This window comes from Mycolicibacterium vaccae NBRC 14118 = CIP 105934, from assembly GCF_001552715.1.
Lineage (GTDB): Bacteria > Actinomycetota > Actinomycetes > Mycobacteriales > Mycobacteriaceae > Mycobacterium > Mycobacterium vaccae.
This window is the reverse complement of the sequence record NZ_BCRS01000156.1, coordinates 1-13,760: the sequence shown is the minus strand read 5'-3', so window position 1 is coordinate 13,760 and position 13,760 is coordinate 1. Positions and strand designations below refer to the sequence as shown.

Annotated in this window: 11 protein-coding genes and 1 pseudogene; 3 read left to right on the top strand and 9 right to left on the bottom strand. The window is 71.9% G+C overall.

From position 1 onward, the window contains the following. The 5 genes and pseudogenes from MVA01S_RS23835 to MVA01S_RS23815 form a co-directional block, all read right to left on the bottom strand. A pseudogene (locus MVA01S_RS23835) lies at positions 1-181 on the bottom strand (hypothetical protein); the annotation flags it as partial. A gap of 53 nt (positions 182-234) precedes the next feature. Further along, positions 235-807, bottom strand: coding sequence for an RNA polymerase sigma factor SigM (sigM, locus tag MVA01S_RS23830; RefSeq protein WP_003930879.1), 573 nt, complete (start codon positions 805-807; stop codon positions 235-237). A 56-nt stretch (positions 808-863) separates the two neighbouring features. Continuing rightward, a complete protein-coding gene (gene murJ, locus MVA01S_RS23825) occupies positions 864-4,388 on the bottom strand; it encodes a murein biosynthesis integral membrane protein MurJ (protein WP_003930878.1) in 3,525 nt (1,174 codons plus the stop codon). Then, a complete protein-coding gene (locus MVA01S_RS23820) occupies positions 4,381-6,819 on the bottom strand; it encodes a DUF6049 family protein (protein WP_237024305.1) in 2,439 nt (812 codons plus the stop codon). Before MVA01S_RS23820 ends, murJ begins: the two co-directional genes overlap by 8 nt. Continuing rightward, positions 6,801-7,595, bottom strand: coding sequence for an NUDIX hydrolase (locus MVA01S_RS23815; RefSeq protein WP_086006053.1), 795 nt, complete (start codon positions 7,593-7,595; stop codon positions 6,801-6,803). The genes MVA01S_RS23820 and MVA01S_RS23815 overlap by 19 nt, the downstream gene beginning before the upstream one ends. A gap of 85 nt (positions 7,596-7,680) precedes the next feature. Between MVA01S_RS23815 and MVA01S_RS23810 the strand changes: the two genes are divergently transcribed. Both MVA01S_RS23810 and MVA01S_RS23805 read left to right on the top strand, forming a co-directional pair. Beyond that, on the top strand, positions 7,681-9,153 hold the full coding sequence (locus tag MVA01S_RS23810; RefSeq protein ID WP_003930875.1) for a CCA tRNA nucleotidyltransferase: 1,473 nt from the start codon (positions 7,681-7,683) through the stop codon (positions 9,151-9,153). Positions 9,154-9,159: 6 nt separating this feature from the next. Further along, a complete protein-coding gene (locus MVA01S_RS23805; RefSeq protein ID WP_003930874.1) occupies positions 9,160-9,660 on the top strand; it encodes a hypothetical protein in 501 nt (166 codons plus the stop codon). Positions 9,661-9,669: 9 nt separating this feature from the next. Here the strand turns inward: MVA01S_RS23805 and MVA01S_RS23800 are convergent, their stop codons facing one another. Further along, a complete protein-coding gene (locus MVA01S_RS23800; RefSeq protein WP_003930873.1) occupies positions 9,670-10,461 on the bottom strand; it encodes a TIGR03084 family metal-binding protein in 792 nt (263 codons plus the stop codon). Positions 10,462-10,466: 5 nt separating this feature from the next. After that, positions 10,467-11,753 carry an MFS transporter gene (locus tag MVA01S_RS23795; RefSeq protein WP_003930872.1) on the bottom strand — a complete coding sequence of 429 codons (1,287 nt, stop codon included), beginning with the start codon at positions 11,751-11,753 and terminating at the stop codon, positions 10,467-10,469. 151 nt (positions 11,754-11,904) lie between these two features. On the opposite strand from MVA01S_RS23795, the gene MVA01S_RS23790 reads away from it, so the two are divergent. Beyond that, positions 11,905-12,510 carry a YqgE/AlgH family protein gene (locus MVA01S_RS23790; protein ID WP_003930871.1) on the top strand — a complete coding sequence of 202 codons (606 nt, stop codon included), beginning with the start codon at positions 11,905-11,907 and terminating at the stop codon, positions 12,508-12,510. 63 nt (positions 12,511-12,573) lie between these two features. Here MVA01S_RS23790 and MVA01S_RS23785 read toward each other — a convergent pair whose 3' ends face one another. Together MVA01S_RS23785 and MVA01S_RS23780 are read right to left on the bottom strand one after the other, a co-directional pair. After that, the gene (locus MVA01S_RS23785) at positions 12,574-12,951 is read right to left on the bottom strand and encodes a hypothetical protein (RefSeq protein ID WP_003930870.1); all 378 of its coding nucleotides are present in this window, start codon (positions 12,949-12,951) and stop codon (positions 12,574-12,576) included. A 74-nt stretch (positions 12,952-13,025) separates the two neighbouring features. Further along, the coding region (locus MVA01S_RS23780; RefSeq protein WP_060941717.1) for an LpqN/LpqT family lipoprotein at positions 13,026-13,760 on the bottom strand (735 nt) is incomplete at its 5' end.

Below are 13,760 nucleotides of genomic sequence, written 5' to 3'. Positions count from 1 at the left end.
CTCCGCTCAGGCGCGGGCGGGCGGGGGTGTGGGCGCCGCTGCCCGACGCCGTGCGCAGCGCGCCCCCGATCCGTGCGGTCACCTCCGGGGGGACCTCGGGCGCGCTGTCCGGATCGTCGCGGAGGTCGCGCAGCGCGCGGGTCACCTCGGGGTGGCGGTCCGGATCCGCGCCGCTGTCCATCCCGCTCCCGATGACCTAGGCCCGACAGATCGTTCGAGGCTAACCGACGCGGGTCACTCCGCGGTGGCGGCGAAGTAGTGCAGCGACGTGGCGAGTTTGGACCGGGCCCGCGAACACCGTGACTTCACCGTGCCCTCGGCGACCCCGAGCATCCGGGCGGTCTCGGCCACGCTGTAGCCCTGCATGTCCACCGCGACGACCGCGGCGCGTTGCTCGACGGGCAGCCGCATCAGCGCGCGCTCGACCACGATGGCGGTTTCGACGTGCCCGGTCGGGTCGACAGTGCCGCACGCCTGGTCGTCGAGCTCCTCACAGAACCGGGTCCTGTTGCGCCGCAGCCGATCCAGGCATGCGTTGACGACGATGCGATAGAGCCAGCTGGTGACCGCCGAGTCGTGCCGGAACGCCGCAGCGGTGCGGTGTGCGGCCAGCATCGCGTCCTGCAGGGCGTCGGCGGCGTCGTCGGGGTCCCTGCTGGTCAGCTGCGCCAGCCGGTAGAGCTGGCGGTGGTGGCGGTAGAAGAGTTCCTCGAACGCGTAGCGGTCACCGCCGACGTGGGCGCTGAGGAGTTCGGCGTCGGTGCGCGGTTCGGCGGACCGACCCGGCGAGTCCCCGAAAATCCCCACAGCCGAACACTAATCGGCGCGGCGGGGAGGCCCCGACACCAGTTTCGGCGCAGGGCTCAGGACGTGCCGTTGAGCGTGATCTCAGCGATGTCCGAGCGGCTCTGCCCGTTGACCTGACCCAAAGTGGACACCCACACCAGCACGTACTCGGTCGGCTCGGCGTCGGAGATCTCGATGGTGTTGGAGCCGGGCTTGAGCGCGGTCGGGTCGGTCAGCGCGGTGGTGGAGTCCAGCGACGACGGCGACGCCGAGGTGGCCGAGCGGATCTGCACCGAGGTCCCGGTGCTGTTGAGGTTCACCGTGACCGAGCTCAGCTTCGTCGGTTCCGGCAGTTGCAACATCAGGCCGACGCCGTTCTTGAAATTCGGGAACGGCACGGCGTCGCTGTAGGTGTCGATCGGCCACACCGTGGACGGGTCCCCGTCGATCGCGAGGTCGGCCTGACCGGGCGCGTCGGCCTCGCCTTCGGGGGAGAATACGGTCACCCCAACGGGTTTGACGACCGAACCGCTCTCCGACGGTGACGCCTCCGACGACGAGGACGGCGGCGTGTTCAGGCCCAGTTCGTCGCCGCCGAGCCCATTGCCGACGTCACCGAAGATGCGGCTCAGCGCCGTGCCCAACAGGATCACCGCCACGATCGCGATCACACCCGCCGCGGACAGTCCGACGATCAGACCCTTGCGGCGCCGCGCCTCGGCCTCCGGATCGGCAGCCGCGTCGGCGGCACTGTCGCCGGCGCCCCGGGACGGGTCGTCGACGGGGGCGATGTGGTCAGTGCGGTCGGCGATCGCGGTGGCCTGCTGGAGCAGGTTGAGCAGGGTCGGTGCGCTGCGGATGCCGCCACCCTCCTCGACCGCGCGCGCGGCCGCCGCCGAGATCTGGAACGGGATGTCACGGTCCACGGCCTTGGGTTCGACGGGTTGGCCGGCGGCGTCGAGGTCGGCGGGCTCGAGCCCGCTGGGCGCCCCGGTCTCCGGCAGCGGCCAGCGGTCGACCAGCAGTGCGTAGAGCGACGCGCCGATCCCGCGGATGTCGTCGTCGGGGGACGCGTCGGGCAGGGTGGCCGGGAACGCCAGCGCGACGTCGCCGTCGATGCTGACGCGGATGCGGCCCGGGTGGTCGATGGACAGCGCCACGCCGTTGCGGTGGGCCACCTCGGCCGCGGCGGCCAGCGACTGGATGGCGCGCGCACCACCGATCGGGGAGGGATTGGTGTCGGCGACCTCGGCCAGCGAGCCACCGCGGATCCACTCCGAGACCACCAGGCCGCCGCGCCCGTGGCGGCTGACGTCGAGCACGCGGGCCACCCCGGGCATGTCGATGCGGCTTAGCCGCTGGGTGCGGTCGAGGATCTCCTGCACCTGCCCTTCGGGCAGTGTGCCGTCCGGGTCGACGAACGTCAGCGCGACCTGGCGGTCCAGCGCGGTGTCGAGGGCCTGCCAGAACTGCAGCCGCGGCGGCCCGCCGTGGAACACCAGCAGCCGGTACCGCCCGTCGACGACCGTCGCACCCGGCACCAGGTGGACGTCGTCCGGCGCAGCCGGGTCGGGGGTCGGCTCGCGCACCGGTTCCGGCCCGGACGGGATCGCGGTGGTGGCGGCGTCCGCAGCGGGCGCCGTGGTGGACACGTCTGATTCCGGCACGTCAGGCTGGAAGTCGTCGGGCGAGGGCCGTTCGAACCGCGTGGTGGCCAGGGAGTCGTGCTGGGATTCGTGGTCCGCATGCGAACCGCCGGTCGGTTTGTCGCTCACCGCGAATCCTTTCCGCCTCCCGTCGCCGGCTGCCTCGGCCGCTGGCCCCCGGGCCGCCGACCTGGGAAGCTGACGTCGGCGTAACGAGGACTGATTACTGGGATCAGGGTACGTGAGCGCTCCGGCGGCCACCGTCGGCTTGCCGGTACCGAACCGGCGCCGCACCGTAGCCAGCGCGGCCAGAGCGTCCGGGACGCCGCCGCCGATCATCACCCCGGCGATGATCGGCACCATGACCAGCCCGAGCGCCAGCAGCCGCAGCAGCGAGCCCGCGGCGCCCCAGTGCGTGGTCAGGTTCTCCAGCCCGGCCAGCTGATCGACCACGTGCGCGGTCAGGCCGGCCGCCAGGGACGCGGTGATGGTGACCAGGATCGTGCGCACGACCTCGGTGCTGAGCAGTCGACCGCCCGGCGGGTTCAAGCGGGCCCGCAGCAACAGGTGGCCGACGACCGCGCCGGCCAGGAAGCCGAGCCCGTTGGCCAGCCCGAGGTAGCCGGCGACCATTTCGGGGTCGTCGGTCAGGTGCGGCGCGGCCAGCGACGCCGCGATCTTCACCGCGGTGATCACCAGGATCAGCACGATCGGGGTCCACGGCTCCTGGCGGGCGTAGAACACCCGCAGCTGTAGCAGCACCAGCGCGTAGGGGATCAGCGTGAACGCCGACAGTGTGATCGCCATGCCGAGATAGCCGGCGTCGACGGCGCCGAAGTTGCCGTAGGCGAACAGCGCGCTGCCGATCGCCGGCCCGCCCACGGTCATCATCGCGACGATCGGGATCAGCGTCAGCATGGTCAGCCGGGTGGCCAGCGACAGGTCGGCCAGGACCGCGGGCCCGTCGTCGGCGGCGGCGTTGCGCGACAGCCGCGGCATCACCACGGTCAACACGGTGACGCCGATGATGCCGAACGGCAGTTGCAGCACCAGCCACGTGTAGTTGTAGATGGCCGGACCGGAGGCCGCGGACGCGCTGGCGACCTGGTTGCCGACGATCAGGCCGACCTGGCTGACCAGCACGTAGAGCACCATGGCCAGCGCCATCATCCCGAACTTCTTCAACCGGTCGTCGATGCCCCACAACGGCCGCAGGCTGATGCGCTCGCGTCTGAGCGCGACGAACAGCACCGCGGCCTGGGCGACGACACCGAGGGTGGTGCCGATCCCGAGGACCAGCAGCTTGGCGTTGCCCATCTCGACCGGGTTGATCGAGAGTTCGCCCGGCACAAGCACATACAGCCCGAGGGTGAGGATCGCGACGACGTTGTTGACCACCGGCGCCCAGGCGGGTGGCCCGAAGATGTTGCGGGTGTTCAGGATCGCCATGAACACCGAGGACAGACCGTAGAAGATGATCTGGGGGAGCAGCAGGAACGCGAACGCGGTGGTCAGCGGCCGGTTCACCAGCGGTTCGGAGCCCAGCATCAGGTCCACCAGCAGCGGTGCGGCCAGCGTCGAGACAACGGTCACGACCAGCAGCAGCGTGGTGGCGAGCGTGAGAAGCCTTCGGACGAAGGCGGTGCCGCCGTCGGGGTCATCGCGTTCGGCGCGAGCCAGCACCGGGACGAAGATCGCGGTGAAGGTCGCCTCCAGCACCAGCGCCGCGATCAGGTTGGGCAGCTGATTGGCCACGGTGAACGCACTCGACAGCGCCGCGCCGAGGATCGCCGCGAGCAGCACGATGCGGGCGAACCCGGTGAGGCGGCTGACCAGCGTCGCCACCGCCATGCCCCACGACCGGGACACCACCGCGGAGTCGGACAGTTCGGCGCGGGCAGGCGGCCGGTCCGGCGACGGGCGGTGCGGCCCGGCGTCACGCCCGGATTCACGCATCGTCGCTCCCCGGGGAGGTGCGGGCGGGTCGGCCGGAGGGCTTCGCGGCGGACCCGCCGTCGTCGCGGTAGGCCAGTGCCACGTCGACCGGGTCGGGCCGGGTCGGGTCGGCCTCCAGGTCGGCCCGGTCGGGCTGACCGCGGAACCGGTGCCACAGCCGGCGCCCGACGAGCAGGACCAGAACCGCGCCTCCGGTCAGCGTGATGATGAACAGCACCTTGCCGTAGGCGTTGGAATGCACGGACAGGCGCACGGGTTCGCCCAGCGGCAGCCCGTCGACGGTGCGCAGCGTGACGTCGACGGCCACCCGCTGGGTGAAGTGCACCTCGATCGGCACCTTCAGCGGCAGGAAGCCCGGCGGCAGCACGATCTCGCCCATGTCGGTGACCGTCATGCCCGGCGGTGCGTCGATGTCCAGGCGCACCCGGATCGGCACCGGCAGGTTGTTGCGCAGGGCCAGCGGGATCGGGCTGCGCTCGGTGGCCAGCGTGTAGGAGCCGCCGGGGTTGACGATCGTGACGGCGTTGAACAGATCCTCGACCGTGCGCCCGACGCGGGTGAGCCGCTGCTGGGCCAGTCCGCTGCGGGCGTCCGGCGGCACCGACAGGCTCAGCGCGCGCAGCAGATCTTCGCGCAACGGGGCGGTGTACTGGTCGCCGGTCAGGCCGGTGCGTTCGTCGGTGGCCAGCGCCGCGGTGAAGCCCCACAGCCGGCCGGTCACCGCCGAGATCCCCGACACCACCCCGTCGTCGAACCGTCCGCGCGGGTTGCCCAGCTGGCCCGACGGCATCGGGGAGTCGCGCGCGGTGGCCCTGACCTCGTTGACCAGAGCGGCCAGCGGACGCGGCACCGCGAGCCCGGCCCGGATGCTGGTGGCCACCGCCGACAGCACGGCCTGCGCGTCGGTGGGGGTCACGTTCCACATCAGCGGCGGCATCAGGATCTGGGAGCGCGGTTCGATGGCCGGGTCCAGGCTGCGCCACAGCATCGCGCCGAGCGCGTCCTGACGCCGCGCGACCTCGGAGTCCTGTTCGACGGAGACGTCGAGCGCCGGGTCCAGGTAGGACGGGACCTTCGGTGTCGGACCCATCGCGGCGAACGCGGCGCCGACCGCCGGGTCGAAGGGGGCGGCGACCACGCCTGGGGTGTAGCGCAGCGGCGCGGTGTCCGCGGTGCCGACGGCGCCGTCGGCAGACTCGCCGGACCCGGCGAGGTTCGCGGCGGCGATCGCCACCGTGGGTCCGCGGCCAGTCAGCAGCTGGATCGCCGGGTCGGTCAGCGGCCCGTCGCCGACCAGACTGACCTGGCGGTTGGAGACCACCCCGAGGATCTGGTCGACGATCCCGGCCGCGCCGGTGGTGGCGATCGAGGACAGGCCGGGGTCGGCGACGCGCTGGAGGGCGTCGAGATCCGCCTGGGCGTACACGGTGGGGGCGACGCACATCCGCTGGGCCAGGGCCTTGAGCCGGTTGAGCCAGTCCACCGCGGCCTGCGTCCCGGTGCCGGGATGGGTGGGGGTGCCGGGTCCGGCGTCGGCGGCGTCGTTGACGACGTAGCCGGTGGTCATCGCGTTGACGGTGACCAGCAGATCCGGGTCGACGGCCAGGCACACCGTGCGCGCCACGTCGCCGCCGGGATCGACCTCGGGGCCGGTGGCGAAGTCGATGGCGCTCAGCAGGGTGTCGAGGCGTCCGCCGCGGGCCAGCGAGCCGGCGAGCTCGTCGTCGATCAGCCGGACCGGGGCGGTGCCGCCGGGAGCGCCCGCGGCCAGCCGGGGGCGGTCGACCAGCGGCCAGAACAGCGTGAGCCCGACGGGCCTGGTGGTGTCCGGAGGGACCGCGGAGTCCACCGCGTCACCTGCGGTGTCCGATTCGCTCTCGGGCGGCACCCCGAGCACGGGCAGCAGGAATCGCGAGTCGTCGAGGCGGGCCGGTGCGCCGTAGTCGGGGGTGCCGTTGACGTTGATCATCAGCGGGTAGACGCCGGGCTCCTCGATCCGCAGCGACGGCTGCTGGGTGGAGCGCAGTGGGTAGGCCAGCCGGAACGGAACCTGTTCTCCGCGAGCGAGTTCCGGTGCCGCGGTGATGAAATCGGCGACGGGCTGGTACTGGTCGACGTTGCCGGCCAGGTCGGTGCGCAGCGTGCTCGAGGAGGTGGCCGCCGGGGCGTGTTCGAGCCGCACCACCACGTCGCGCACCGACCGGTCACCGACATTGCTGATGGTGCCGGTGACGGTCACCATCGGGTCGCTGGTGGTGGTCACGACGTCGGGGGAGACGGTGTCGATCTGCACGCGCAGGAACGTCGCCGAGGACGGCTGGGCGGTGGCGAGGGGTGAGGTGGCGGCCGGTGCGACGGCCAGCAGCAGTGCGAGGACCGCGACGACCAGGCGTGCGGGCCAGGCGGGGCCGGTCACGGTCCTTGACCGCATCCGTTCGTCCGCCGGCCGGGCTGGGGTTGAGCGGTGGGGTCAGGTCGGCGGCGCCTGGTGTGGGAGTGCGTCTGCCCCCGGCGGCGCGGCGCGGAGTGCGGTAACGGCGGCAGCGCCCCCGGCCCGTCGGTGTGCAGTTTGTCGATCAGTTCGTCGGCGACCTCGGCGAGCCGGCGTTCGTCGGCGTAGGCCAACCGGGACGGCAGTTCCTTGACCGGCACCCAGGCCACCTCGGTGACCTCGACGTCCTCGTCGGAGAGTTCACCGCCGGAGAACCGCATCAGGTAGTGGTGCACCGTCTTGTGCACGCGCCTGCCCTCGGTGACGAACCAGTAGTCGATGCTGCCGAGCGCGGCCAGCACGCTGCCCTGGATGCCGGTCTCCTCGGCCACCTCGCGGATCGCGGTCTGCTCGGCGGTCTCACCGCGCTCGATGTGGCCCTTGGGCAGGGACCACAGCATCCGGCCGCGCCGGTCGATGCGCCCGATCAGCGCCGCCACCTGGTCGTCCTTGGGGCCGTCGATGCCGTCGATGACGAGGCCGCCTGCGGATGTCTCGTGCACGGTGCGCAGCCGTTCCGGGGGGCGCCGGGTCCTGTTCTTCTGAGGTTTGGGGGGCTGCTCGGGCGGGTTGGACTGCCCGGTGACGGTGCTGGGGGCGGGCTGCTGAGGACGGTTCTGGTTCTGCTCTGATCCGGCTTCGGGGGGGCCTGCCGCGCGTCGGCCCCGGCGACGCCCGCGGCGCCGTCGTGGTTTGGCCTGCTCGCCGTCCGACACCCAAGCGATAGTAGCTGGCATGAACAGCGCTCCTCGCCGCACTCGCCGGACGGTGACATCGCTGTGACCAGTAGGCTCATCGGACGTGTCCGACCCCACCGCCGACGATGACCTGGCCCAGCTGCTGGCCGCTGCGCAGGTTGCGCTGAACGCCCACGCCGCGGTGCTGCGCGACGTCGGCAAGGTGTTCGCCGACAACGGGCACCAGCTGTATCTGGTCGGCGGCAGCGTGCGCGACGCGCTGCTCGGCCGGCTCGGCACCGATCTGGACTTCACCACCGACGCCCGGCCCGACGAGATGCTGCGCTTTCTGCGCGGCTGGGGTGACGCGCTGTGGGACACGGGCATCGACTTCGGCACGGTGGGTGTGGCCAAGGGGCCCCCGGGAAATCAGGACCGGCTGGAGATCACCACGTTCCGCGCCGACACCTATGACCAGGTGTCGCGCAACCCGGAGGTGCGCTACGGCGACAACCTCGCCGACGACCTGGTGCGCCGCGATTTCACCGTCAACGCGATGGCGGTCCGCATCACCGCCGACGGCGCCGCCGAGTTCCTGGACCCGCTGGACGGACTGTCCGCGCTGCGCCGCAAGGTGCTCGACACCCCGTCCGCACCGGAGGTGTCGTTCGGGGACGACCCGCTGCGGATGCTGCGCGCGGCCCGGTTCGTGTCGCAGCTCGGCTTCGACGTGGCGCCGCGGGTCCGGCAGGCGCTGGAGGAGATGGCGCCGCAGCTGGGCCGGATCACCGCGGAACGGGTGGCCGCCGAACTCGACAAGATGCTGCTGGGGGCGGACCCGGTCGCCGGCGTGGACCTGATGGTGCAGACCGGCCTCGGTGAGGTGGTGCTGCCCGAGGTCGGCGCGATGCGGATGGCCATCGACGAGCACCACCAGCACAAGGACGTCTACCAGCACTCGCTGACCGTGCTCCGGCAGGCGATGGACCTCGAAGGTGCGGGCGGGCCGGACCTGGTGCTGCGGTGGGCGGCGCTGCTGCACGACATCGGGAAGCCGGCCACCCGCAGGCACGAACCCGACGGGGGAGTGAGCTTCCACCACCACGAGGTGGTCGGGGCCAAGATGGCGCGCAAGCGGATGCGCGAGCTGAAGTACTCGAAGCAGATGATCTCCGACGTCTCCCAGCTGGTGTATCTGCATTTGCGGTTCCACGGGTACGGGGACGGCCGATGGACGGACTCGGCGGTGCGGCGTTACGTCACCGACGCGGGCCCGCTGTTGAGCCGGCTGCACAAGCTGGTGCGCGCCGACTGCACCACACGCAACAAGCGACGCGCGGCGCGGCTGCAGGCCAACTACGACGATCTCGAGCGCCGGATCGAGGAGCTCGCGGCCAAGGAGGACCTGGCGCGCGTCCGGCCGGACATCGACGGCAACGAGATCATGAAGATCCTGGGTATCCCGCCGGGCCCGCAGGTCGGGCAGGCGTGGAACCACCTCAAGGAGCTGAGGATGGATCGCGGCCCGCTCGACCACGACGAGGCGGTGGCCGAATTGCTGCGGTGGTGGAACGAGAAGGCCGGCCCGAGCGTCTGATCAGGTATGGAGTACTGCCTGGGTGAGTCCGACGGGTCGGTGACGTGGTGGACCGCCGGTGCGGACCACGATCTGGACGGCGACGGGGTGCTGGATTCGGTCGGGCTGGATCTCGACGGCGACGGGCTGACCGACGACGTGCTGGCCGACCTCGACGGTGACGGCACCGCCGAGTTGGCCGCCAGGGATCTCGACGGGCACGGCGGCGCGGAGTCCTTCTTCACCGACGACGGGACCGGCACGTGGACGGTCGCCGCCGAGCGTGGCGGCGCGGCGTTGCGATGGTTCGGTCTGGACGGCGTCGAGCACCCGGCGGGTGCGGCGCCCGCCGACCTGGACGGGGACGGCACACCCGAGCGCCTCACCGACACCGACGGTGACGGGCTGGCCGACCGGGCGTTCGGTGCCGGGCAGGCGTGGGTGGACACCGACGGCGACGGCCGGTGGGACGTCCGGCTCGCCGACGCCGACGGCAACGGCACCGCCGACTCGGCCGAATACCTCTAGTCGGTACCTCTAGTCCGAGGCCCGGCCTGCGCCGGGCGGCCCGGCGAAGGCCTGCGCGATGGTCAGCCACTTCTCGGCGTCGGCGCCCACTGCGACAAGGTCGAGCACCGACCGGGGGCGACGCTGGGTGACGAGCATGCAGAAGTGCTCGGCCGACCCCGTCACCCGTTGAGTGGCGTCCTCGGGCCCCCACGTCCAGTGCGGCTCGTCGGTACCGGCCGGCGCCGATAGTTTCACGTGGAACAGTTCCGTCGGCGGGGTGAGCCCGTGCAGGCCGAACGCGAAATCGCGGGTGCGCACGCCGATGTGGGCGATCGACCGCAGCCGCGCGGTCGGCGCCCGCGTCACCCCGAGGGTGTCGGCGACGTCGAGCCCGTGCGCCCACGTCTCCATCAGCCGCGCGGTGGCCATCGACGCCGCACTCATCGGCGGCCCGAACCACGGCAACTTGCGGCCGTCGGCGACGCTGCGCAGCGCGTCGTGCAGCGCGGCGCGCGTGCTGCGCCAGTCCTCGAGTAGCTGCGCCGGCGGCAGGTCTGCCAGCTGCGCGGCCTCGGCGTCGACGAGCGAGGTCGGATGCGGCGACGCCTGCGCCAGGACCTCCGCGAAGGCGGGCTCGTCGGTGACCGACAGCAGCGACACCCGGTCGGTCCACAGCAGATGCCCGATCTGGTGGGCGATCGTCCATCCCGGAGCGGGCGTGGCCTGCGCCCACTGCGCGGGCGGCAGCGGGGCCACCAGCGCGTCGAGGTCGTCGCTCTCGGCGCGCAGGTCGTTCAGCATCGACGCGGCTCCGGCCATGCGGGTCACCCTAGCCGCGGCCGGGCGCGCCGGCCGACGACCGCGTGTACGGCCAGCCCGGCCAGATAGAGGCCGGCACCGGCGACCGCCAGCGCCGCCGAATGCCCGTCGGGCGGAATCACGAACGCCGCGGCCGAGATCGCCAGGATGAACGCCACCCAGAACAGCGAATCCTGCACCGCGAAAAGGTGTCCGCGCAGCGAGTCGTCGACGTCGATCTGCATTGCGGTGTCCGCGCAGAGCTTCACGACCTGACCGGCCGCGCCGAGCAGGAATCCGCACACGATCATCACCGGCAGGTGCAGCGTCGCGCCGAACAACTGGACGACCGCGGCGAAACCCAGCGCACCGTTCGGGGCGGCATACCGGCCCCAGCGTTTCACCAGTGCGGGGGTGAACACGGTCGCCAGGAACTGGCCGGCGCCCCCGGCGGTGACGAACAGCACGGTCGTCCCGAGGCCGGCCACGGTCGCCGCCTCAGTGTGGCGCACCATCACGAGCACGAGCAGGGTGTTGATACCGAAGGCCATGCGGTGGGCGGCCAGGCCGGACAGCGTCGAGGCGACCGACGGGACGGCCCGCGCCGTGCGCGCCGCGTGCAGCCAGCCGGTGGCGACCGCGTAGACCACCGAACCGGAGACGGTGAGCGCGCTCTCGTCGGGTCCGAGCAGCCGCGGCGGGAAGCGCATCGACAGCCACAGCGCGACCGCGACGGGTACCAGCACCAGGAAGATGATGATCGCCGCCCCGGAGTCCCCGGCCCCGAACCACCAGCGTGGCAGCAGCATGAACATCGCGCCGGCGAACGCCGCGACGGACGTGGTGGCGGTGGCCACCGAGTTCATCGCGATCACCTGTTCGCGGGGTACCACGTGAGGCAGCGCCGCGCTCAGCCCCGAGGACACGAACCGGGTGAATCCGTTGGCGAGCAACGCGCTCAACAGGATTGGGACGTCGGAACGCCCGGCGGCCAGCAGAGTGCCGACGACGAGGATGACCACCAGCCGCCCGATGTTGGCGCCGATCAGCACCAGGCGCCGGTCCCAGCGGTCCAGCAGGGCACCGGCGAACGGGCCGAGCAGCGAGTACGGCAGGAACAGCACGGCGAACGCGGCGGCGATCGCCCACGGCTCGGCCTCGCGTTCCGGGTTGAACAAAATCGCCCCGGCGATCCCGGCCTGGAAAAGGCCGTCCCCGAACTGGCTGACCGCGCGCAGCTCGAGCAGCCTCCGGAACTGGGGTAGCGCGCGCACCGAACGCCACAACGTGCGGGATACGCGGTCGTCGGGCACAGATGTCACGTCCTGGTGGCGGGTCGGGTCGGGCGTCGAAGCGTCGTCTCGTCGCCCGCGTCCTCGTCGAGCGACCCGACCCACAGTACAAATGTCGCTCTGCGGTGTGCTCTCGGCCACGATCGTGTGGCGGTGGTGACATGATGGTCCGATGGCGCAACCCGAAGACCCGGAGGACTTCGTCGCACCTGCGGCACACCGGGTCCGCGCGGGCACGCTGCTGCTGGCCAACACCGATCTGCTCGAGCCGACGTTCCGCCGCAGCGTGATCTACGTGGTCGAACACAATGACGGCGGAACACTCGGTGTGGTGCTGAACCGGGCCAGTGAGACCGCGGTGTACAACGTGCTGCCTCAGTGGGCGAAGCTGGCCGCCAAGCCGAAGACGATGTACGTCGGCGGCCCGGTCAAACGTGATGCCGCACTGTGTCTGGCCACCGTGCGGGTGGGCGTCGACCCGTCCGCGGTGCCGGGGCTGCGGCATGTGCAGGGCCGGGTGGCGATGGTCGACCTCGACGCCGAACCGGACTCGATCGCCCCGGCGGTCGAAGGGGTGCGGATCTTCGCCGGCTACTCAGGCTGGACCATCGGTCAGCTCGAGGGCGAGATCGAGCGTGACGACTGGATTGTGTTGTCGGCGTTGCCTTCTGACGTGCTGGTGGAGCCGCACGTGGATCTGTGGGCCCGGATCCTGCGCCGGCAGCCGCTGCCGCTGTCCCTGCTGGCGACGCACCCGATCGACCTCAGCCGCAACTAGAGCTGTCGGTCGCACTCCTCAACGCGGCTCGTGCCTCGCCGCTTGATCGTCGCGCAACTGGACCTATCGGTCGCAGGACAGCGTGCAGGTGCCGCAGCCGCTGCCCCCGCTGCCGCCACTGCCGCAGCCACCGCCGGTGACCGCGGCCTGTTGGGCGTTGCGCCGGGCGACGGCCGTCGCCGCCTGCCAGCAGCCTGCCGCGACCGTCCCGATCGCGCCGGCCACGCAGACGGCGAGGATTACCACAGACATCGGCGCCGTGGCCGACAACGCGACCACCGCGCCGGCACCGAGCATCACCGCGGCGGCCAACTGGGTGGGGGCCACCGCGCGCAAAACCTGCTGGACGTAGTCGGTGGACGGGCGGCGCATCAGCGACCATGCGCCCAGCGCCGCGGTCACCACCGCCGCGCACAGACTCAACACCGCGGCGACGAACATGGGCTTCAGAATACGGTGTCAGAAAGGGGCCGTCGTCCCCCGGGCGCCAGGCTTCGCCCGGGGGACGACGACGTCTATCCCTGCAGTCCCAGCAGCTGTGGCGCGGGCGCCACGGCGGGAACAGCGGGAGCCGGGGGTGGTGCGACGGCCAGCGGCAGCGCCGGGGCGCCGGGGGCGGGCGGGACACCGGGGGCACCGGGTGCAGGTGGCGGTGCGGCCGGAGCCGGACCCGGAACGCTGACCTTGAAGCCGTTGACGATCGCGTCGGTGGCGTCCGCGGCGGCCACGACCTGGTCGACGCTGGTGGTCACCGACAGCGACACCAGGTAGTGGTCGGGCCCCGCGGTGGCGATGACGTGGCGCCGGGACGTGTTCAGCGTCATGTTGTTCTCGCGGTAGGTGCCCTCGATCAGCGAGGACGGCATTCCGCCGAAGTCGGCCAGCGACGCGTCGGTGGAACGCCACGCCGGCAGCTTCTGGCTGTCGACGAAGCCGTGGCTGATCGCCTCCTTGGGGTCGAACTCGCCGACGAGTTTGTAGACCACCACCTGGGCGTTCGACGAGTACAGGCCGTTGCCGCCGACCCGGTCGGCCAGCACCGCGAACGCGTCCGGCACGTTCGGGTCCGGGATGTGCTCCCAGCCCCGCGGCTTCGGCAGCACGATGTTGAGGGCGCGGAAGTCGCGGCTGGACTGCGGCTCCATCGTGACGCCCTTGGCGGCGAAGAACTCGCTGAGCGTGCCCGAGGTGGCCGGGGCGATCGTGGACACCGGGCGGGCGGGCAGCGCGGGGGCCGGCGCGACCGCCGG